We start from the raw sequence: 19662 nt of genomic DNA, 5'->3' as shown, positions 1-19662 counted from the left end.
TTCTGTGTGCAATGACTGACACGACCCCGCAGGTGGTTCGGCTGTTCGGCGGTCCGGGGAGCGGGAAGACGACGGCGCTGCTCGACCGCGTCGAAGAACTGCTGTCCGAGGACGACGCCGACGTTCGCGACATTCTGGTCGTCTCGTACACGCGTGCGGCCGCCGCCGAGATCCGCGAGCGACTGGCCGAACGACTCGACATCAACCCCCGTTCCCTGAAGGGCAACGTCTGTACGATGCACGCGAAGGCGTACGAACTGCTCGACCTCTCTCGGGGCGACGTGGTCGGCGAGTCCGACAAGGAGGCGTTCTGTGACGACTTCGGGCTGGAGTTCGAAGACGAGTACGAAGGCTCTCGCCGTCGGTCGGCCCGCTCGACGACGCTCGGGAACAAGGTCATCGCCACGAGCCAGTGGCTCCAGCGCACTCGCCGGGACGTGGCCGACTGGTACGACGTGCCCTTCAAGTGGGACGAGGAGGAAGTCAGGCTCCCGCCCGAGATCGACGACAACGCCCAGACGGGCAACAAGTACACGCCGACCTGGCCCGGTGACGACGACCGGCTAGACGTGCCCGAAGCGATCCGCGCCTGGCGCACCTACAAGGGCGACAACGACCTCACCGGCTTCGCAGACATGCTCGAACGGGTCAAGCAGCGATCGCTGCTGCCCAACGTCGAGTACCTCATCATCGACGAGTTTCAGGACATCACCACCCTCCAGTACGACGTGTACGAGGAGTGGAAACCCCGGATGACGAAGATCCTCATCGCGGGCGACGACGACCAGGTCGTCTACGCCTGGCAGGGTGCCGACCCCGATCTGTTGCTGGAGGAAGACGTCGACGTCGACGAGATCCTGCCCAACTCCTACCGACTGCCCTCCTCGATTCTCAACGTGGTCAACCGCGAGGTGCGCCACATCGAGAAGCGCCAGGAGAAAGACCTCAACCCGCGCAAGGAGGGCGGCGAGGTGTTACCGATGTTGAACCCCTCGATGCTCGATCTGGTCCGCGAGATCCGCCGGACCGTCGACGACGACGAGGGGACCGTGATGATCCTCTTTCGGGCACGGTACCAGATGTTCCAGTTCATGGACGAGTTCATCGGCGAGGGGATCCCCTTCACCTGCCTGACCGACCAGCGGATGTGGACCGACCGACTCACCGAGTACGTCCGCGGTGTCGAGGCGCTCGACGCCGACGAACCCCTCTCCGTGCTGGAGGGTCGCCGGCTCGCGGACATGCTCGCCGACTCCGCTTTCGGGACCGGCGACCGCGACGACCTGTTCGACGAACTCGACGAGATCGCAGACGCCAGCGAGGAAGACGACCTGGCGGACATCGAGATCGATCCGGACGTGATCCGCGAACACGCACCGTTCGCACCGGACCCGCGGGCCGCCGCCGACATGCTCCGGAAAGTGACCAACTTCCAGGAACGGACCGTCGAGGCCTACTTCCACGGGGAGTACGCCGGCATGGACGCCGACCAGGTCCGTCTCGGGACGATCCACTCCGCCAAGGGTCGCGAGGCCGACCACGTGTTCGTCGGCACCGACCTCACCGAGAAGGTCGTCGAGCAGATGGCCGCACAGGTCGAGCAAAACGACCGCCACGTGCCGGGTGACGAGGAGTTCACCAAACACACCGATCCGATCCCGACCCTGACCGACAACGAACGGCGCGTGTTCTACGTCGGCATGAGTCGTGCCCGCGAGCGACTCGTCCTGATGGAGAACCTCGTCGACGGCGCACCGACGCTCCCCATCGACGTGATCCTGGAGAACGAACCCCAGCCCGACTCGCCCGAAGAACTCCTCCTCGAAGCCCAGGAACCGCTGCCGACGCCCTGACGATTTCGGTCTCTGAGACACTCCGGCGACACGAGGGCATCGTCGACCGCTCGTCGTCTCGATTTTCCCGACATCGCCGGCCGACTGGCAGACAGACGTCTAGTCGTCGTCTCGTACGACCCACCCGACTGCCCGCTCGGCGGCACCGGTCGCCACGTCGTCCGGCGTCGTCACGTAGTAGGGGACGAACACCATCAGCGCCGCGACGGCCAGATAGCCCAGTCCGGCGAGGGTGTCGCCGTCCGTGAGCGTCTGGAGGCCGAACAGCCCGACCGACGAGGCGAACAGCACCGAGCCGGCGAGGCCGACCAGCTCCAGAATCCCGCGTGGCATGGGCCAGCGTACGCGACCGTCTGGCAAAAGCCGTTCGTCACGCTCGTTCCATCTTCGTTATCCATAACTCTCTTGTGACGACTGTGCCAAGCAGTGGTATGTTCACGGGAATCGTCGAGGCGACGGGCGAAGTGCGGGCAGTCGAGGACACGGCGGACGGCCGCCGGCTGCGGATCGGCACCGACTTCGCGGACCTCTCGCACGGGCAGTCGATCAGCGTCAGCGGCGCGTGTCTCACCGTCGAGGAGTTCGAACCGGGCGAGTGGTTCTCCGTGTTCCTGGCCGAGGAGACGATCGACCGCACCTTCTTCGACGCCGTCGCTGCGGGCGACACGCTGAACCTCGAACGCGCGATGCCAGCCGACGGGCGCTTCGACGGCCACATCGTGCAGGGCCACGTCGACGCGACGGCGACTGTCGAAGCGATCGAGCGGGTCGGCGGCGAGGACGGCGACTGGCGCTTTACCTTCTCGCTGCCCGCCGACGTCGAGCGCTACGTCGTCGAGAAGGGCTCGATCACCGTCGACGGCATCAGTCTCACCGTCGCCGACCGCCGCGAGGATTCTTTCGCCGTGGCGATCATCCCGACGACCTACGACGTGACGACGCTCTCCGAGAAGTCTTCCGGCGACGCCGTCCACCTCGAAGTCGACGTGGTCGCGAAGTACGTCGAGCGGATGGTGTGATCAGGGATCGAACTCCGTCAGCTCCGGATCGGGCACCTCGTTCGCGTGTGCCCGCTCGTAGGCCCGTTCGTAGGCGTTGAACTTGCGCAACAGCAACGCCCCGAACACGCCGTCGTAGACGAGGACGAACCCGAGGAAGGCAAGCAGCGGCGAGACACCGGTGAGCACCGAGACGACGGCCGGGACGACGCCGACCAGCGTGTTGTAGGTGGCGTGGATCAGCGACGCGACGATGAGTCCCTTGATGACGATCGGGCCGGCGTGTTCGCGGTTGAACTTCGCCAGTCCGAGGTAGTAGCCGGCGAACGCCGAGTAGATCACGTGGCCCGGACCGGCCAGCGAGCGCAGGAACGTGATCGAACCGGCCTCCATGACGGCGTTGGCGACGGTCACGCCAGCGTCGGCGTTCTGGGTGATGTACAGCGCGTTCTCGATCGTCGCGAAGCCCAGTCCGGCGACTGCACCGTACACCGCCCCGTCGATGACGGCGTCGAAGCGGTCGCTCCGGTAGGCGACCAGCCGCACCGACAGCAGCTTGACGCCCTCCTCGACCGGGCCGACGACGAGGAAGTAGAAGAGGACGGTACCGACGATCGACGCCAGAAAGCCCGACCCGATCCCCTGGACTGCGGGGCCGAGGCCACTGTTGGCGACACCGGCGAAACTGGCGAACAACACTCCGAGCGCGAACGTCGCGACGAGCAACGCCAGTGGCTCTTTGGTCGTCACGTCGGTGTACCAGGCGTAGGCAGCCAGTGCCAGCGCCGGGATCGCAGACAGCACGGTGAACACGCCGAGTACCGGATTCGCCAGCGCGCCGAGACCGCCCACGAGGAACTGCGAGAGCAAGATTGCGATCGCCGCGAGGACGACGAATCCGCGCAGCGAGTACACCAGCGCGGCGTAACAGAACCACGCGACGCGATCGAGCCACGACCTGACTTCCCACTCTGAAACGTCGTAGAGGTCCTGTGACCCGTCGTCGCGGATCGACACCGGATCGCGGCGTCTGTCTCCCATGTCTCCGGTAAGGGAATCCCTGCACCTAAGCGTTGGTCAGTCAGGGTGTCTGGACGAACGGCCCTTCCCTGATCGAACCTCGTCCTTTCGGGTGTTCGCGAGTGAAGCGAGCGAACGGTCGGGAGTCGAGCGAGGCGAGTCTGCCGGTGTGTTCGCTCGCTCACGACAACGAGAGCTTTTTCGCCCCCAATCGCCTACGGGCGGGCATGACGCTGACCGCTGGCGTGATCGCCGTCCAGGGCGACGTTTCCGAGCACGCGACCGCCATCGAGCGGGCCGCGCGGGCCCACGGCGAGGACGCCGAGATCCACGATATCCGCCACTCGGGCACCGTCCCGGAGTGTGACGTGTTGCTGCTGCCGGGCGGGGAGTCGACGACGATCTCCCGCCTGCTCCACGACGAGGGGATCGCCGCCGAGATACAGACCCACGTCGACGCTGGCAAGCCCGTGCTGGCGACCTGTGCCGGCCTGATCGTCGCCTCGACGGACCCCCAGGACGACCGCGTCGACGCGCTGGACCTGCTCGACGTGACCGTCGAGCGCAACGCCTTCGGCCGCCAGACGGACAGCTTCGAGGCCCCACTGGACGTGCGCGGGCTCGACGACCCCTTCCCCGCGGTGTTCATCCGCGCACCCGTCATCGACGACGTGAGCGAGGGCGTCGAGGTGCTGGCCGAGTGGGACGGCCGTCCGGTCGCGGTCAAACAGGGCCCCGTCGTCGGGACCTCCTTCCACCCCGAACTGACCGAGGACCCCCGGATTCACGATCTGGCGTTCTTCGAGACCGTTGAGGTGTAGGTGGCGACCCTTCGATCCGACGTATTTTTGACACCTACCTCGGTACACTCATCCCGTGGCGGCTGAAACCCCCTCTCTCGGCACGAGCGTCGTCCTGTTTTTTGCTTCGTTGATGACCTCGGCAGTACTTTTTGGAGACCTGCTCCCGAACCACTGGTTTTCGTTCGTATTGTTCCCGATCATCGCCGGCCTCCTGTACTACGGTGCGCTCTCGGGGTACTACTACGTCATGAACGACCAACGAGCGGAGTGATGGAGCGATGCGCTCAAGGCCCACCGCCACGCCCAGTGACGTATGACCGAGGCCGACGCCGACGAGATTCTCGACGAACTGTTCAGCGTCATCGAGCAGCGCAAAGCCGACCTGCCCGAAGACTCCTACACGGCCTCGCTGTTCACCCACGAGAAAGGCGAGAACGCCGTCCTCGAAAAACTGGGCGAGGAGACGACGGAACTGATCCTGGCGGCCAAGGACGACGACCACGAGGAGATCGCCCACGAGAGCGCCGATATCGTCTATCACCTGCTGGTGGTGCTGGCGATGAACGGTATGGACGTCGAAGACCTGCGGGACGAACTGGCCCAGCGGCGATAGCGCGCTCGCAGCCGCCTGCGATCGGCGATCAGTGGCCGCCCGAGACGAGGTTGAGGCCGACGATGCCGACGACGATCAGGCCGACGAACCCCAGCCTGAGCAGGGTAGCCGGTTCGTCGAAGAGGACGATCCCCAGCGAGGCCGTCCCGACGGCTCCGATGCCCGTCCAGACGGCGTAGGCGGTGCCGATGGGGAGGTCCTCGACGGCACGCGCCAGCAGGACCATACTGATCACGAGCGCGATCCCGGTGGCGACCGTCGGCACCGGCTTCGAGAGCCCGTCGGAGTATTCGAGCCCGATCGCCCACCCGATCTCGAACAGTCCCGCCAGCACCAGTGTGTACCACGACATCTCGCTTCGACGTAGACGGCGCTCCGGGCTATGAGTTCTGCTTGCGTTCGGTATGGAGAGGGCTGCCCTGTGGTCGGCACCACCCTACTTCACGGCTCCCGACGGTCGCCGTTCGTCTGTTCCGAGGACCAGCCCTCACTTCGTTCGGGCTGCTCCTCGCTACTCCTCGCGGGTCGCTGTGCTCCCCGCTCGGCATCACGGTGGTCCCTCCCTGTGGTCGGCACCACCCTATTCTCCGACGGGTTCGAACCGATGGCACACCACGTCGCTCTCGGGGTCCCACTCGAACTCGTCGTGGACGCGTTCGAGGCGTCGCTTGTAGGCTTCGAGGTCCTCCGACCCCTCGCGCCGTGCGTCCTCGTCGGTCAGGTCCCCCAGCGTCCGGTGGGTCACGTCGGTCACTTCGAAGCGCTGGCCGTCGATCACGAAGGTGTCGCCCTCGCTGGCGTAGGCGTGACCGCGGTGCATCTGTGTGACCGTCCCGTCGGCGGCCATCTGCTGGACGTGCTCGTTGGGGAGGATCTCTCCGGCGTCGATCTCGGCCATACCCGTCGTTGTTCCACGCGATACAAAAGCGACGTCGAAACGAACGACAATTCGTGACAGTTCTCCTTCAGAAATTTTTTGTGGATTGGATTACAACTCCCGCGCAACTATGACGGGGCCCGTCGATGGCCGACGGTCGACCGAACGGTGGGATACGATGTTTCGGGCACTCGCGGCCGAGCCACGCCGACGGCTCGTCGTCGCGCTGGCCGACGCGCGGGCCGACGAGACGCTGGCGCTCCCCGAGGCTGCACACTCGTCGCCGCCACAACGCGACCGGGACCTGCTACACCGGCAACTCGTACACTTGCACTTGCCGACGCTGGCCGAGGCCGATCTGATCGAGTGGGACCGAGAGCCACTGCGTGCCAGACGCGGGCCGCGGTTCGCGGAGGCGGCCGCGCTCGTCGACCTGTTCCACGAGCACGCCGAGGAGTTGCCGTCGTCTCTCCAGCGACACTGTGACTTGCTCACGGAACAGTAGCCCTGGCTTCGGCCCGACGCCGGGATTCGACGGCGCTGGGCACCGACGCTTTCGAGACGCGCGCTCGAACGAACGTGCTTTTACGCGCAGGCCGTGTATCCCGGTCCAATGAGCCATCCCTTCGAGGATCTTCCGACGACGCCGACCGCCGAGGAAGTCATCGACAAGGCCTTCTCTCGGGCTGCCCGCGCCGGCAAGGCGAAAACCGGGATCGAGGGCCAGCAGTCGATGCTCCAGACGGCGTCGAACATCGTCTCGGACAACCTGCAGAACGTCGTCACCGCGTGGCCCGACATCGACACGCTCGATCCGTTCTACGTCGAACTCGCCGACGCGATCATCACGAGCAACGTCGAGGGCGAGGGCGGAATCGACGCCCTGCGCCAGCACCTCTCGGAGGTCCAGTGGGCCTCTCGCAAGGCCAAGGACATCCACAGCGAGTACCAGGGCCGGATGACCGGCGACGCCGACACCGCCCGCAAGCTCCGCAAGCAGGCGTTCGCCCGGATGGCGGACATCGTCGAGGAAGTCGAAGACGACCTCGCCGGCATCTCCGCCGCCCGCGACGCCCTGAAGACGCTGCCTGATATCCGCCCCGACGAACCGACCATCGTCGTCGCCGGCTACCCCAACGTCGGCAAGTCGTCGTTCGTCAACCTCGTCACGAACGCCCGCAACGAGACCGCCAGCTACCCCTTCACGACGACACAGATCCGCGTCGGCCACGTCGAACGCGACCGCATCCGCTACCAGCTCGTGGACACGCCGGGGCTCCTCGACCGCCCCGAGGCCGAGCGCAACGACATCGAGTCTCAGGCCGTCAGCGCCGTCGAACACCTCGCCGACGCCGTGCTCGTCTTCCTCGACCCCAGCGGCAACTGTGGCTACCCGATCGCGGTCCAGCTGGAACTGCGCGACGCGCTCGAAGACCGCTTCGACGCGCCCGTCCTGACGATCGCGAACAAGGCGGATCTCACCCGCGATGTCGAGGCCGACCACTACATGAGCGTCACCGAAGAAGACAACGTCGACGGCGTACTCGACGCCGCTATCGAGGCCGTCGGCTACGAAATCGAACTCCCCTTCGACGACGAGTAATCGTAAGCCCTTAGCCCTCGCTGCCCCCACACCAATTCGAGGGCCGGTAGCTCAGTTGGCAGAGCGTCTGGCTTTTAACCAGACGGTCGGGGGTTCAAGTCCCTCCCGGCCCGCTTCTGCGACGAACGGACGTGAGGAGCGAAGCGGCCACGTGGGCTTGAACCCTGGAAGAAACGCGCAACGAGCGAAGCGAGTGAGCATTTCTTCCTTTGGTTCAAGTCCCTCCCGGCCCGTAGTATTTTGCTGCGAGCACTCCGCGAGCAGCAAATGCGCCATCTAGGGACTGGGACCCCGGAAGTCGCAGCGCCGCGCGTGGCGAGGTGACCGTCCTCCTTCGGTTCGACTCTCCCGTCGCAGTTCGCTGCGAGTAACACGCCGAGCGGTGTCTCCGGGTCGGCGATTCGACGGCGCGTGCGAGAACCACGAGATTTACCACGGTCAGTGCCGAGGTGGCGAGTATGAACGCACTCACGGAGCGATTCGACGACCTCGCGGAACCGCTCGGGATCGGCACGGGCGTGGTGCTCGTGTTGATCGGACTCGGAACTGTCGCGGGCACGCCCTGGACGACCAACGGGAGTCTGATGGTGTCGGTGCTACAGATGCTGGGAGTCGTGGCGACGATCGCGCTGGGCGTGGCGCTGGCGTCGCTCAGCTGGAACGGGCGGTAACGCGAGCGAGAAGCGGTTTCTGGCGGCGACTGTTCACACTGGCGGCGATCCGCCTGTAGCGGCGTTCGATACCCGCAGAGTGGCGCTCACGAAAGAGTGACGGCCGGACGTGTTAGCCCCGGACGGGCAGGTACGCGGTCGAGAGGACGGTCAGCGCGGCGAGTCCGCTGATGATCGCGATTCCCCACAGACCGTTGAGCCGCGTCTGGAAGCTATCGAGTTCGTTGTTCGTCTGGACGTACTCGCTGTACTGACTGGCCGGGACCACCGAGACGGACTCCTCGCCGTGGTAGTTGGCGAAGTACTGCTGGCCGTTGGCGAGCGTGACGTTCCCACCCTCGGTGAGCTCGACGGTGTTCTCCTCGGAGCTGTCCCATTCGAGGCGGACCTCGCTGGTGGTGACGTTGGCGACGGTCGCGTCGTTGCCCTCGTACGGGAAGGTCTCGCCCTCGGAGACTGTCTGGCGCTCGGGTTCGGGCAGGTACTCCGCGAGTGGCTGGATGGTGTCGTTGTTCTGGTAGACGACGTACTCGGTCCCGTCACGCGTCGCGGTCGTGTTCTCGACCGCGGGGTCGGCCTGCAAGATTGCGCTGACGTTCTGCTGGGCCTCCAGCGTGAACTCGGAGACGCCGGTCTCGTTGGCGATGAGGACGCGGTAGCTCTCGTTTTGATACTCCGTCGTCGAGTTGTGCGAGATCGATCCCGTGCCGACGTAGGAGTCGTTGGTCCAGGTCAGCTCCGAGACCAGTTCGCCGCCACTGCCGTGGCTCCCACCTTCGCGATGGATCCCGCTGAGCGTGTACTCGGTCTCGCCGATCGCGACCGTCTCGTTGCTCTCGACCATCGTTCCGTCGAGGTCGTACTGTGGCTGGCTGGTCTGCTCGGCGACGCCGATGTAGGCATACGCCCCCGCACCGACGACGAGGAAGAACACGAAGTAAATCGCCGCGGCTCGTCGTTGCATACTTCGACGGTCGGAAGCCGCGACCTATAACGATTTCTTTTCCACGCGCACCACAGCGGTCGTGAACGGCGGGTGGACCGCGCTCGGCGGTCGTGGCTCATACTGCTGGCTGTCGCTTCGTGGAGAGCTTCGCCACCCGGGGTGGCGAAATCGGTCACAGATGTACAGCCGGCAGTATCACTCGACGGGCAGCTCCACGTCGGGCATCGAGAGGAATGCGGTCTCGTAGCCCTCGTGGCGAGCGACCTGCGGGACCGAATCGACGGCGATCGTCAGCTCGTCGCCGGATTCGACGCCGTCGACTGTGGTCCCGTAGTGATAGCCGAGTTCGGGATCGATCGCGGCCGACAGCGAGTCGTCCAGGACCGCCTCGCCCTCGCGGGTGAGCGTCGCGGACAGCGACATCGCCGGCAGGACGTAGCGGTTGTACGGCGTCCGGGGGGCGACGGCGAGATACGGCTCACCGCCGCGGTCGGTCACTGCGACGACGAGGGTCGCGTCGCCGGTCTCGCCGGTTCCGACGATCCGTCCCGGAAGGTCCTCGCGAGCGGGCGCGACCGAGAGAGGCATCTTCATCTCCATCGGTTCGAGTGCGCCGGGGTCGCCGGCCCCATCCAGTTGCTGGAAGCTGATCTCGTTGCGCCGGCCCCGGCTGAACTCCCACTCGAACTCGGCGGTGACCGGCTCTGCGAAGCGATCCGCGAACGCGCCGAGGCGGTCGATCCCGAGTCCCCCAGCCTCGACCGTGACGGTGTAGGTGCCGTCCCCGTCGAGCGAGACGTTGTCGCCGTAGTGAAAGCCCATGTTCTGTGAGAGCATGGTCCAGGGGGTGCGCTCGTCGACCGTCTGGCTGTCCCGTTCGATCGTGACCGAGAGCCCGCTCCGGACGGGCAACACCTGTCCGGTGTCGGGATCCCAGACGCTCGCCATCAGGTGGGCGTCGGCGTCACCGGCGGAGACGCGTGCGGTGTCGCCCACGTCCATCGTCCAGAACCGGTGGGCGTAGGAGTACATCAGTCCGATCCGACGGTCGCCCGCGTCGGTCATACCGATCATCTCCATCCCCTCGACGTGTGTGGGGTAGTAGACTGCGTTGGGTCGTTCCTCGACGACTGGGGGCTCGCCGACGGCCTGGCTTTCGAGGAGTCCCGAACAGCCGGCCATCGCGGTCGCACCGAGCCCGGCGACGCCACCGAGGAGCGATCGACGCGTGTACTGCGATCTGTCCATACCGGCGCTTGGCACTGGTCCCTCTATAGCGATGTGGTCTGACCGTCGAAGACGCTACGGGCTGGGCCGTGGCAGCGCACGCGACGAGCGCGGCGGGACGAGGTAGTTGCCCCGGCGCAGGACGGTCATGTACTGGAGGATCCCGTTGTTGAGTCGCGTCCCGACGCTCGACTCCTCGCTCACGTCGCTGCCGTTCATCGCCGCTCGCGTCGCGACGAAGTCCGCGATCGACGACTGCAGCGAGAGGAAGTGGACGCCGGCCGCGCCGTCGTCGGTCGAGTCGAAGTCCCGGCGCAACAGGACGGGCGTATCGTTCTCGTCGCGTGCGCGGGCGCTCTTCTGGGCGTGACCGACGATCCCGTGGCTGCCAGCGTCGGCCTCGATGTCGTCGACGCAGTCGCCGACCTGATTGTCGTCGCCGAGGTTCTCGCCGACGCCCTCGACGCGGTCGTCCTCCGCGTGGGCCGGGCAGAACATCTTCGCGACGCGCTGGGAGCGACTGTCCTGATTGTACCACTGGTCGAGGTGGAGCCGGATCTTCGAGAGGTGCTGGGTCGTCCCACCGGCGAAGGGGCCGCTCTCGATCGTGACGCCGCTCTCGCTGGCCTGGTTCTTCTCGAAGCCGGACTCGAAGCCCATGAACAGCGGTGCGTCCTCGTCGACGGGCTCGTCGTCCGGAATCCCGTCCACGTCCTGGTGCTCCGCGGGGAGTCCGTCGCCGACGAACCCGGTCCGCTTGTCCACGCGGTCGAAGACCTCGCCGAAGCCGGATACGTCGACGCCGTTGAGCGTCGAGCGTTCGCCCATCAGGGCCTGTTCGGCCCCCAGGACGACGCTTCCGTAGTCGCTGGCGAGGTGTATCACCGCGTCTGGTTCGTCGAGTTCCGGGTCTTCGAACGGGGCCAGTGCCGTGGGCGCTGGCAGCGCGACGCCGTCGAGGTCGGCGTCGTATCGGTCGAAGTACGCGGGGGCATAGCCCGCGGTAAAGAGCAGTCCCTCGTTGCTCCACGGGTAGGCCCGTTCGAGCGAGCGGAACGCCGCTTCGACCGTCTCGCGTGCGTCGTCGTCGGGGACGCCGGTCTCACTGTACTCGACGAGCAAGAGGGCGTGGTGACGTGGGATTCGGACGTTTCCGTGGTCGTCTCGTGGCAACGCCTCGTTCCAGGCGTGCTGGCGGTCGGGGACCGACGAGGGATCTCCGGTCGCCAGATCCGGGGACTCTCGTTCGAGACAGGCCGACAGCGCGGCCGACCCGCCGATGGCCACGGCCGCCTTGACGAACTCGCGCCGTGAGACACCGCGCTGGGTGGGTTGCATCGGCGGTCCTAGGCACGCCGCGGCAAATATCCTTCTGATACGGATTGTCGTCGTCTTCTCGGTCGGCCGTTATACTGCCGGCTGTAACTTCGTGACGATCTTCGCCACCCCGGGGTGGCGAAATCATTCACAGACTTACAGCCGGCAGTATTAGCGCGGCGGAGCGAATCCCGCGACACGATGGCCGTCAGTCGTGTGCACCCTGCCACTCGTTCACGTGGAGGAGAACTGAGTCGTTAAACGAAACGGGGTATCTCTTAACGATCGATCTCCCGCGAAGACGCGATCTCGCCGTCGCTCTCTGGTGCCTGTCCCGATCTTCCTCGACAGGATCGGCCCACTGGCACCAGACGGTCGAACCGATGGAGTGACATCTCAAACCACAGTGAGGTTGTTGTCGCAGTGGGGTTCTGATCACCGTTAACCTGATCGGGTACAAGCACATTTGTTGTTCACCATATTATTACGGAGAAAAATACGATTATTTATCGTGTGTTGGTACGATACGTGAGACAACGCCACAACCCTTTTTGATGATCACTGTGATGGTGGGGTAGGCTTTCACTGGTGATTCAGACATGTCGAAATTAAATTTGGACGATAATTTGCCCGGTTTTTCGCGTCGTAAGGTCCTCCAGAGCGCAGCTGCCCTCACTGCAATGTCACTTTCGGGCTGTTCGGATCAGCTCGGTGGCGGCGGTGGTGACGGCGGCGACGGTGGTGACGGCGGCGACGGCGGCGTCGATCCCGTCCAGGACCGCGTCACGGTCGATCCATCGGAGATCGAAGAAGGTGGGACGTTCAGAGCCGCGATCGGGAGCGGTCCGGACACGTTCGACTTCGCGTACAGCAGCTCCGCTACGGCTTCGATCCTCCACAACCTCATCTTCGAGGGGATGGTGACGACCAGCGCGAGCGGCGACATCTATCCGTGGCTCGCCGAGTCCTACGAACAGGTCGACGTACAGGAGGCGTCGCCGGCCGACTACGCCGACTACATGACCACCGTCCCCTACACCGAGACCGAAGACGGCGGGATGGTCATCGATACGGACGCACAGATCGTCCTCGAACACCCGGACAACGATCCCGCCTCCGGGGACGACGCCCGCGTCCTGACCGTCGAAGAAGCGGGCGACGCCGTCGATGATGGCACCTACGGGATGCACTTCCGGTTCGACCTCCACGAGGGTGTCACGTTCCACAACGGCAACGAGATGACCGCCGACAACGTCGTCGAGTCCTACGAGCGGATTCGAAACTCGACGCTGTCGGGCCAGTACTACGACTCGATGCTGGACATCCAGGCCGACGGCGATTACACCGTCCACCTCTACGTGCAGGAACCCGACGCGGCCGCGGTGCTGGAACTCGGCGACGCACCCATCTACCCCTCCGAGTCGGCGACGCTCCCGCCCGAGGAGATGGACCCCCGACAGGGCAACACCCCGATGGGGACCGGGATGTTCGAACTCGACGAGTTCCAGGAAGGCGAGTACGCCGTGTTCACCGCGTTCGACGACTACTGGTTCGACACCGAGATGAAAGACTGGTTCGAGGGTCCCTCGGAGTTCCCGAACGGCCCGGTCGTCGACGAGGTCGACATAGCGTTCGTCTCGGAGGACGCCTCCCGGTCCGCTGCCCTCCAGGAAGGCGAGATCGACATGAGCTACGGGCTGACCGCGAGTACGCTCAACGACTACCAGAGCTCCGAAGACTTCCGGACGGCCCCGACCGACGGTGCCGGCTACACGTTCCTCCAGCACCCCGTCACGGTCGAACCCTTCACCGACAAGCGGATCCGACAGGCGATCAACCACCTCATCCCGCGTGAGACGATCGCCCAGAGCGTCTTCTCTGGGTGGGAAAGTCCGGCCTGGACGCCGCTGCCGCCGGTCGCCGCCTCGACTGGGACCGACGACTACGAGCAACTCGTCGAAGACGGCCGCGAGTACAACGAACTCGACCGCGAACGCGCGACGGAACTCATCGAAGAAGCGATCGACGACAACGGCTGGGAGACTCCCATCGAGATCCAACTGGAGACCAACTCCGACAACGACGACCGCGTTCGTACCGTCGAACTGATCCAGCAGTCGCTCAACCAGTCGGAGTACTTCGAGGCCTCGCTGGAGACCTACGAGTTCCTCGACTTCATCGGACAGCTCCTGAGCGAGGAGTACTTCGACGACGGCAAGTTCGCCTTCATCGGACTCTCGGGCGGATTCAACCCACACGGTTACGCGAAGTCCGTCCACTCTCAGGACAACTTCGCCCAGTGTTGTAACTTCCAGAACATCGACGACGACGACCTGAGCCAGCTGTTGCGCGACGCCCGATACGGCGTCGACGTGGCCCAGGACCCCGAACTCAGACAGGAACGGTACAACGAGGTCTGGGAGCGCGTCCTCGAACTCAGCGCCAACTCCTACGGCACGCACAGTACGCTCGTCGGTGTCGTCGACGACACCGCCGTCAACGGGTTCAACACGTATCCGAGCACGCAGGACGTCATCGGATACGGACTGTTCGCCCCACAGGACGAACAGATTACGTACCTCAGCAGATAACGAGGACAACGTATGGGCCTTCGACGTTTCATCGTCAAACGAGTACTGCTGACGATCCCGATACTGTTCGGTGTCTCGATCGTCACGTTCGGCATGGTACATCTCACGCCGGGCGACCCGATCGACGTGCTGGTGTCGTTCAACCCGGATGTCGGTCCGGGCGAAGAGGCGGCGTTGCGCGAACGTTACGGATACAACCTCCCGGTCTGGGAGCAGTATCTGCGCTGGATGGGGAACGTGCTACAGGGCGATCTCGGTCCGGTCATCACCCGCTCAGGTGTCAGCGTCAACGACGTCATCATGAACCGACTGCCCGAAACGATCGTGCTCGGGCTGTTCGGATGGGTGTTCGCACTGGTCATCGCCATCCCGACGGGGATCTACGCGGCCGTCAACAAGGACGAGCTGGGCGACCACGTGAGTCGCTTCATCGCCCTCTCGGGCATCTCGATCCCGAACTTCTGGCTCGGCCTGATGCTGATCCTGTTCGGTGCGCTGGTGTTCAACATCTGGCCGGTCTTGCCCCCGCGGAAGGGACTGTTGAGTCTGGACACGCTGTGGTTCCTCGTGATGCCCGGCATCACGATCGGGACCGCCTCTGCCTCGACGCTGATGCGGATCATGCGCTCGTCGATGGCCGAGGAGCTCAACAAGGAGTACGTCACTGCCGCGCGCGCGAAGGGGCTCCCCGAGCGAACGGTGATCCTCAAGCACGTTCTGCGTAACTCTCTGATCTCGGTGACGACGGTCGCGGCGTTCCTGACCGCCAACATCGTCGCTGGCTCGGTCGTCGTCGAGGTCGTCTTCAGCTGGCCCGGACTGGGCCGAGAGTTCGTCCAGGCGATCACCTCCCGCGAGGTCAATCTCATCCTGGCGATCACGCTGTTTACCGGCGTCGCACTCGTGCTCGCGAACCTACTCGCAGACATCGTCTACGCGATGCTGGACCCACGGATCAGATACGACTAACTATGTCTACGCAACGAGGACGGATACAGATCAGCGGTTTCGACACGGAACAGGTGACCGAACGGGAGCCACTGTCCGACTGGACAGCAGGTGGAACGGGTGGCGGAACGGAGGGGCGCTGGCACCGCGCCTGGCGGCAGTTCAAGAGCAATCGGACGGCGATGATCGGCCTCTCGGTCGTCGCGATCATGGTGGTGTTGACGACGTTCGCGCGGCCGGTCGAGATCGCCGGCATCACCGTCCAGCCGATCTCGCTCGCACCCTTCGAGCCGCAGAAGAGTCTCTTCCTCGAACCCGGTTTGAACGTCGAGGCGTACGACCCGCCGTCGCTGGCCCACCCGATGGGGACCGACGCCTCGGGTCGCGACATGTTCTCCCGTGTGTTGGTCGGCGGCCGCGCGAGCATCTCGATCGGCTTCGTCGTGGTCTTTATCACCGCCGGTTTCGGGCTCGTCTACGGTGCCGTTGCGGGCTACTACGGCGGCTGGGTCGACGAGGTCATGATGCGGATCGTCGACACGGTCTTTGCCTTCCCGGCGCTCGTGTTGGCGCTGGTGATCATCGCCATCCTGGGTGGTGGCTACTGGCAACTGGTCGCGGCCTTCGCCTTCCCCGGCTGGGCCGGCTACGCACGACTGATACGCGGTGAGATCCTCTCGGTCAAGCAAAACCAGTACGTCACGGCTGCACAGGCACTCGGTGCCCGTGACCGGTCGGTGATCTTCAGACACATCGTTCCCAACGCCATCGCGCCCCTGATCGTCCAGGCGTCGCTGTCGATCGGGACCGTCGTCATCGGCGTGGCGGCGCTTGGCTTCCTCGGTCTCGGCTTCCCGCCGGGCACCCCCGAGTGGGGGACGATGCTCGACGCGACCCGCGAGACGCTCATCCAGGGGCCGGGCGGTTCGATCCCGTGGTGGGCGACGGTCTTCCCCGGTGGAGCCATCTTCATCTTCGTGATGGCGATGAACATGATCGGTGACGGCGTCAACGACGCGCTGGACGCCCAGAGCAACGTCGACGTCGAACAGGGAGGTGGTAACTGATGTCCCTCGTCGAGATCAACGACCTCACCGTGAACTTCTACACGGAAGAGGGGGTCGTCAGGGCCGTCGACGACCTCTCGTACACGATCGAACGCGGCGAGAAGTTCGGCGTCGTCGGCGAGAGCGGTGCCGGCAAGAGCGTCACCGCCATGTCGCTGATGCGCCTGATCGAGGACCCCGGCCAGATCGAGAGCGGCGAGATCCTGTTCAAAGGCGAGGACCTCCTGGAGATGAGCGAAGAACGCGTCCGGTCGATCCGGGGCAACGAGATCGCCATGATCTTCCAGGACGCCCAGACCGCACTCAACCCCGTCTACACCGTCGGCGAACAGATCTCCGAGGTGATCAGACACCACCTCGACTACGGCGAGCAGGAGGCAAAGGAGCGGACGATCCGCCTCCTCGACGAGGTCGGGATCCCCGAGGCGGAAGCGCGCTACTCGGACTATCCCCACGAGTTCTCCGGCGGGATGCAACAGCGAGCGGTGATCGCGATGGCGCTGTCCTGCGATCCCGACCTGTTGATCGCCGACGAGCCCACGACCGCCCTGGACGTGACCATCGAGGCGAAGATCCTCGACCAGCTCGAGGACCTCGCCGACGAGTTCGACACGTCGATCCAGCTGATCACGCACGACCTCGGCGTGATCGCACAGGTGTGCGATCGCGTGATGGTGATGTACGGCGGTCGCCCGGTCGAGAAGGCACCGGTCGAGGAGCTGTACTACGACCCGAAACACCCCTACTCGGTCGGGCTGATGAGCTCGATTCCCCGGATCGGGGACACCCGAGAGCGCCTCCAGACGATTCCCGGTACGATGCCGGACCTCGTCGACGTTCCCACGGGCTGTAGCTTCCACCCCCGTTGTCCGTACGCGGAGGAGGCCTGCACCCGCAAAGACCCGGTGCTGGTCGATCCCGAGACCGGTCACGAGGCCAGCGGCGACCCGGACGAACACGCCGCCGCCTGCCTGGAGTACACAGGCGATCTGACCGGCGGGCTGGACTACACCGTCGAAGTCGACGGCGAGGAGCCACAGATCACACCGGGTGATCAGCGTGAGTAGAACGATCCTCCGAACCGAGGGGCTCACGAAGTACTACGAGAGCGACGAGGGCTTCGTCGACCGACTGCTCGGCGAGCCACAGCTGGTCAGAGCCGTCGACGGCGTCGATCTCGAACTCGAAGCCGGCGAGACGCTGGGTGTCGTCGGTGAGAGTGGCTGCGGGAAGACGACGCTCGGCCGCTCGATGCTCCAGCTCGTCGAACCCACCGAGGGGTCGGTGTACTACCACGACGGCGAACAGGAGATCGACCTCACCGAGGTCTCGAACTCCAAGCTGCGATCGCTGCGCACCGACCTCCAGTACATCTTCCAGGACCCGTTTTCGAGCCTGAACCCGCGCCTGACCGTCGGCGACATCATCGGCGAGCCACTGGACATCCACGACATCGCCAGCGGCGACGCTCGCATGGAGCGGATCTACGAACTCCTCGAGACGGTCGGGCTCAACCCCAGCCACGCCAACCGTTACCCCCACGAGTTCTCCGGGGGCCAGCGCCAGCGTATCGGCATCGCGCGAGCACTGGCGGTCGATCCGGAGGTCATCATCTGCGACGAGCCCGTCTCGGCACTGGACGTGTCCGTCCAGGCCCAGATTCTGAACCTGCTCGAAGACCTCCAAGAGGAGTTCGGCCTCTCCTACGTCTTCATCGCCCACGACCTCAGCGTCGTCGAACACATCTCGGATCGGATCGCGGTGATGTACCTCGGTGAGGTCGCCGAAGTCGGTTCGACCGAGTCGGTGTTCAACCCGCCACACCACCCCTACACGGAAGCGCTGCTGTCGGCGATTCCCGAGCCCGACCCGCTCTGGGAGGCAGACCAGACGCTGCTGTCGGGCAACGTCCCGTCGCCGATCGACCCGCCAAGCGGCTGTCGGTTCCACACGCGGTGTCCGCGGGTGATCCAGCCAGACGAGTACGATCTCGACCAGTCCGTGTGGCGTGCCGTCATGGACCTGAAGATCCGGCTCTCCGAGACCGACTCCCTGGAGTCTCTGACGGCGATTCCGGCCGACGAAGACACCGATCCGCACGACGCTGGCCGGGACGAACTGGACCAGCTCGTCCGCGAGGAGTTCGGGCTCCCCGAGCAGGTCGGGGACTCCCAGGTCGAGTCGGTGCTGTCCGACCTGGTCGACGACCTGGCCCAGGCGGATCTGGACGGCGCGCGCAGCCGTGCGACGGAGGCCTTCGAGTCGCCCTGTGAACGACGGGACCCGCCGTTGACTCACACCGGCGACGGCCAGCAGATCGCCTGTCTGCTGTACGAGGACGACTATCCCGATCCACCGGCCGTCCTCCGCGACGGCGAACTCGCGGGCGACTGACCTCGCCGTCCGCGCGGTGATCGCACCGTCGCGGTCGGGACGACTGGACGCGGCCGGGACGCCAAGGTTTTTGCTCGTTCCGACCCGCCGTACAGTCGATGCGCGGACTGCTCGGTGGGGGACCGCCAGACGACGTGGACCCCTTTACTCCGGACGACGATGACGACGAGTACCGACCACAGTCGGCTCGCTCGGTCAACAGCAGCCTGTTGAGCCGGTGGCTCGTCCCCAGGGCGATCCGCCGCCGGGCGATCTCGCTGTCGATCGAGACGCCCCAGACCGAGTACGAACTCGGGAGTGCGATCCCCTTTCGCGTGACGATGAAAAACGCGCTGCCGATCCCGATCACGCTGACGACGCGGTCGCCGGTGCTGTGGGCCTGGACGGTCGACGGCCTCACCGAAGCGTCCCACGTCGACCAGTACGACCCGCCAGACGAGGACGGCAAACTCCACTTCGATCGGGGCGAACGCAAGCAGTTTGCCGGCGAGTGGAGCGGACGGTTCCGGGTGACAGAGCGCGAGTGGGAGCCGGCCGACCCCGGCGAGTACGCCCTCGGCGCACACGTCAACGTCGACGGTCACGAGAGTGGGCCTCTCGCCGACGAGTGTGTCGTTCGACTCGTGCGGTGAGGGTAGTGTTCAGATACGCCGTTGCTCCTTCTGACTTGCAAACACCGAACGCCCTCGGCTCGATCCGTCCCGGACGACGCAAGCACCTACTGGAGCGCAGCG

The 19662-nt window shown here is 65.2% G+C and carries 21 protein-coding genes and 1 tRNA gene; 15 read left to right on the top strand and 7 right to left on the bottom strand.

The window, feature by feature from the left end; translation table 11 throughout:
* Nucleotides 1–11 precede the first annotated feature (11 nt).
* Nucleotides 12–1853 carry a UvrD-helicase domain-containing protein gene (locus AC5FRZ_RS15620; protein WP_493565041.1) on the top strand — a complete coding sequence of 614 codons (1842 nt, stop codon included), beginning with the start codon at nucleotides 12–14 and terminating at the stop codon, nucleotides 1851–1853.
* A 99-nt stretch (nucleotides 1854–1952) separates the two neighbouring features.
* On the opposite strand, the gene AC5FRZ_RS15615 is transcribed toward AC5FRZ_RS15620, so the two are convergent.
* A complete protein-coding gene (locus tag AC5FRZ_RS15615) occupies nucleotides 1953–2186 on the bottom strand; it encodes a DUF7533 family protein (RefSeq protein WP_170092765.1) in 234 nt (77 codons plus the stop codon).
* A gap of 98 nt (nucleotides 2187–2284) precedes the next feature.
* Between AC5FRZ_RS15615 and AC5FRZ_RS15610 the strand changes: the two genes are divergently transcribed.
* Nucleotides 2285–2872 (top strand): riboflavin synthase, encoded by a 588-nt coding sequence (locus tag AC5FRZ_RS15610; RefSeq protein WP_493565040.1) that lies wholly within the window; start codon nucleotides 2285–2287, stop codon nucleotides 2870–2872.
* Here the strand turns inward: AC5FRZ_RS15610 and AC5FRZ_RS15605 are convergent, their stop codons facing one another.
* Entirely contained in the window at nucleotides 2873–3892 is a 1020-nt protein-coding gene (locus AC5FRZ_RS15605; RefSeq protein WP_170092763.1) for a PrsW family intramembrane metalloprotease, read from the bottom strand.
* A gap of 206 nt (nucleotides 3893–4098) precedes the next feature.
* Between AC5FRZ_RS15605 and pdxT the strand changes: the two genes are divergently transcribed.
* From pdxT to hisE, 3 genes are read left to right on the top strand one after another with little or no spacing between them, the layout of a single operon-like run.
* Nucleotides 4099–4692, top strand: coding sequence for a pyridoxal 5'-phosphate synthase glutaminase subunit PdxT (pdxT, locus tag AC5FRZ_RS15600; RefSeq protein WP_493565039.1), 594 nt, complete (start codon nucleotides 4099–4101; stop codon nucleotides 4690–4692).
* Between the two features lie 55 nt (nucleotides 4693–4747).
* Entirely contained in the window at nucleotides 4748–4945 is a 198-nt protein-coding gene (locus AC5FRZ_RS15595) for a hypothetical protein (RefSeq protein WP_208627386.1), read from the top strand.
* Between the two features lie 42 nt (nucleotides 4946–4987).
* Nucleotides 4988–5287: a phosphoribosyl-ATP diphosphatase gene (gene hisE, locus AC5FRZ_RS15590; protein WP_208627339.1), complete on the top strand. Its 300-nt coding sequence runs from the start codon at nucleotides 4988–4990 to the stop codon at nucleotides 5285–5287.
* Between the two features lie 28 nt (nucleotides 5288–5315).
* Here the strand turns inward: hisE and AC5FRZ_RS15585 are convergent, their stop codons facing one another.
* Nucleotides 5316–5639, bottom strand: a complete 324-nt coding sequence (locus tag AC5FRZ_RS15585; RefSeq protein WP_153554621.1) for a DMT family transporter — start codon at nucleotides 5637–5639, stop codon at nucleotides 5316–5318.
* 228 nt (nucleotides 5640–5867) lie between these two features.
* Nucleotides 5868–6185 carry an ASCH domain-containing protein gene (locus AC5FRZ_RS15580; protein ID WP_170092761.1) on the bottom strand — a complete coding sequence of 106 codons (318 nt, stop codon included), beginning with the start codon at nucleotides 6183–6185 and terminating at the stop codon, nucleotides 5868–5870.
* A gap of 157 nt (nucleotides 6186–6342) precedes the next feature.
* On the opposite strand from AC5FRZ_RS15580, the gene AC5FRZ_RS15575 reads away from it, so the two are divergent.
* From AC5FRZ_RS15575 to AC5FRZ_RS15560, 4 genes are all read left to right on the top strand, one after another.
* Nucleotides 6343–6669, top strand: coding sequence for a DUF7344 domain-containing protein (locus tag AC5FRZ_RS15575; protein ID WP_493565038.1), 327 nt, complete (start codon nucleotides 6343–6345; stop codon nucleotides 6667–6669).
* 108 nt (nucleotides 6670–6777) lie between these two features.
* Nucleotides 6778–7767: an NOG1 family protein gene (locus AC5FRZ_RS15570; RefSeq protein WP_153554618.1), complete on the top strand. Its 990-nt coding sequence runs from the start codon at nucleotides 6778–6780 to the stop codon at nucleotides 7765–7767.
* A 40-nt stretch (nucleotides 7768–7807) separates the two neighbouring features.
* Nucleotides 7808–7880, top strand: a tRNA-Lys gene (locus AC5FRZ_RS15565).
* Nucleotides 7881–8225: 345 nt separating this feature from the next.
* Complete coding sequence (locus AC5FRZ_RS15560) at nucleotides 8226–8438, top strand: DUF8123 family protein (RefSeq protein ID WP_153554617.1); 213 nt, start codon at nucleotides 8226–8228, stop codon at nucleotides 8436–8438.
* 112 nt (nucleotides 8439–8550) lie between these two features.
* Here AC5FRZ_RS15560 and AC5FRZ_RS15555 read toward each other — a convergent pair whose 3' ends face one another.
* The 3 genes from AC5FRZ_RS15555 to AC5FRZ_RS15545 all read right to left on the bottom strand — a co-directional run bounded on the left by AC5FRZ_RS15555 (nucleotide 8551) and on the right by AC5FRZ_RS15545 (nucleotide 11949).
* Nucleotides 8551–9402, bottom strand: coding sequence for a DUF8231 family protein (locus tag AC5FRZ_RS15555; protein WP_493565037.1), 852 nt, complete (start codon nucleotides 9400–9402; stop codon nucleotides 8551–8553).
* 177 nt (nucleotides 9403–9579) lie between these two features.
* Nucleotides 9580–10632 (bottom strand): iron transporter, encoded by a 1053-nt coding sequence (locus tag AC5FRZ_RS15550; protein ID WP_493565036.1) that lies wholly within the window; start codon nucleotides 10630–10632, stop codon nucleotides 9580–9582.
* Nucleotides 10633–10686: 54 nt separating this feature from the next.
* On the bottom strand, nucleotides 10687–11949 hold the full coding sequence (locus tag AC5FRZ_RS15545; protein ID WP_493565035.1) for a DUF7405 family protein: 1263 nt from the start codon (nucleotides 11947–11949) through the stop codon (nucleotides 10687–10689).
* A 659-nt stretch (nucleotides 11950–12608) separates the two neighbouring features.
* On the opposite strand from AC5FRZ_RS15545, the gene AC5FRZ_RS15540 reads away from it, so the two are divergent.
* The 6 genes from AC5FRZ_RS15540 to AC5FRZ_RS15515 all read left to right on the top strand — a co-directional run bounded on the left by AC5FRZ_RS15540 (nucleotide 12609) and on the right by AC5FRZ_RS15515 (nucleotide 19560).
* Nucleotides 12609–14519, top strand: coding sequence for an ABC transporter substrate-binding protein (locus tag AC5FRZ_RS15540; RefSeq protein WP_493565034.1), 1911 nt, complete (start codon nucleotides 12609–12611; stop codon nucleotides 14517–14519).
* Nucleotides 14520–14531: 12 nt separating this feature from the next.
* Nucleotides 14532–15488, top strand: a complete 957-nt coding sequence (locus tag AC5FRZ_RS15535; RefSeq protein WP_493565033.1) for an ABC transporter permease — start codon at nucleotides 14532–14534, stop codon at nucleotides 15486–15488.
* Between the two features lie 2 nt (nucleotides 15489–15490).
* Complete coding sequence (locus AC5FRZ_RS15530) at nucleotides 15491–16534, top strand: ABC transporter permease (protein WP_208627330.1); 1044 nt, start codon at nucleotides 15491–15493, stop codon at nucleotides 16532–16534.
* The gene (locus AC5FRZ_RS15525; RefSeq protein WP_493565032.1) at nucleotides 16534–17601 is read left to right on the top strand and encodes an ABC transporter ATP-binding protein; all 1068 of its coding nucleotides are present in this window, start codon (nucleotides 16534–16536) and stop codon (nucleotides 17599–17601) included. Before AC5FRZ_RS15530 ends, AC5FRZ_RS15525 begins: the two co-directional genes overlap by 1 nt.
* Nucleotides 17585–18928 carry an oligopeptide/dipeptide ABC transporter ATP-binding protein gene (locus AC5FRZ_RS15520; RefSeq protein ID WP_170092754.1) on the top strand — a complete coding sequence of 448 codons (1344 nt, stop codon included), beginning with the start codon at nucleotides 17585–17587 and terminating at the stop codon, nucleotides 18926–18928. The genes AC5FRZ_RS15525 and AC5FRZ_RS15520 overlap by 17 nt, the downstream gene beginning before the upstream one ends.
* A gap of 98 nt (nucleotides 18929–19026) precedes the next feature.
* Nucleotides 19027–19560, top strand: coding sequence for a DUF7974 family protein (locus AC5FRZ_RS15515; RefSeq protein ID WP_372480111.1), 534 nt, complete (start codon nucleotides 19027–19029; stop codon nucleotides 19558–19560).
* The last annotated feature ends 102 nt before the right edge of the window (nucleotides 19561–19662 follow it).

Source organism: Halomicrobium sp. HArcht1-1 (assembly GCF_058933285.1).
The sequence above is the reverse complement of the archived record's forward strand: the minus strand, read 5'-3'. Positions and strand labels throughout refer to the sequence as shown.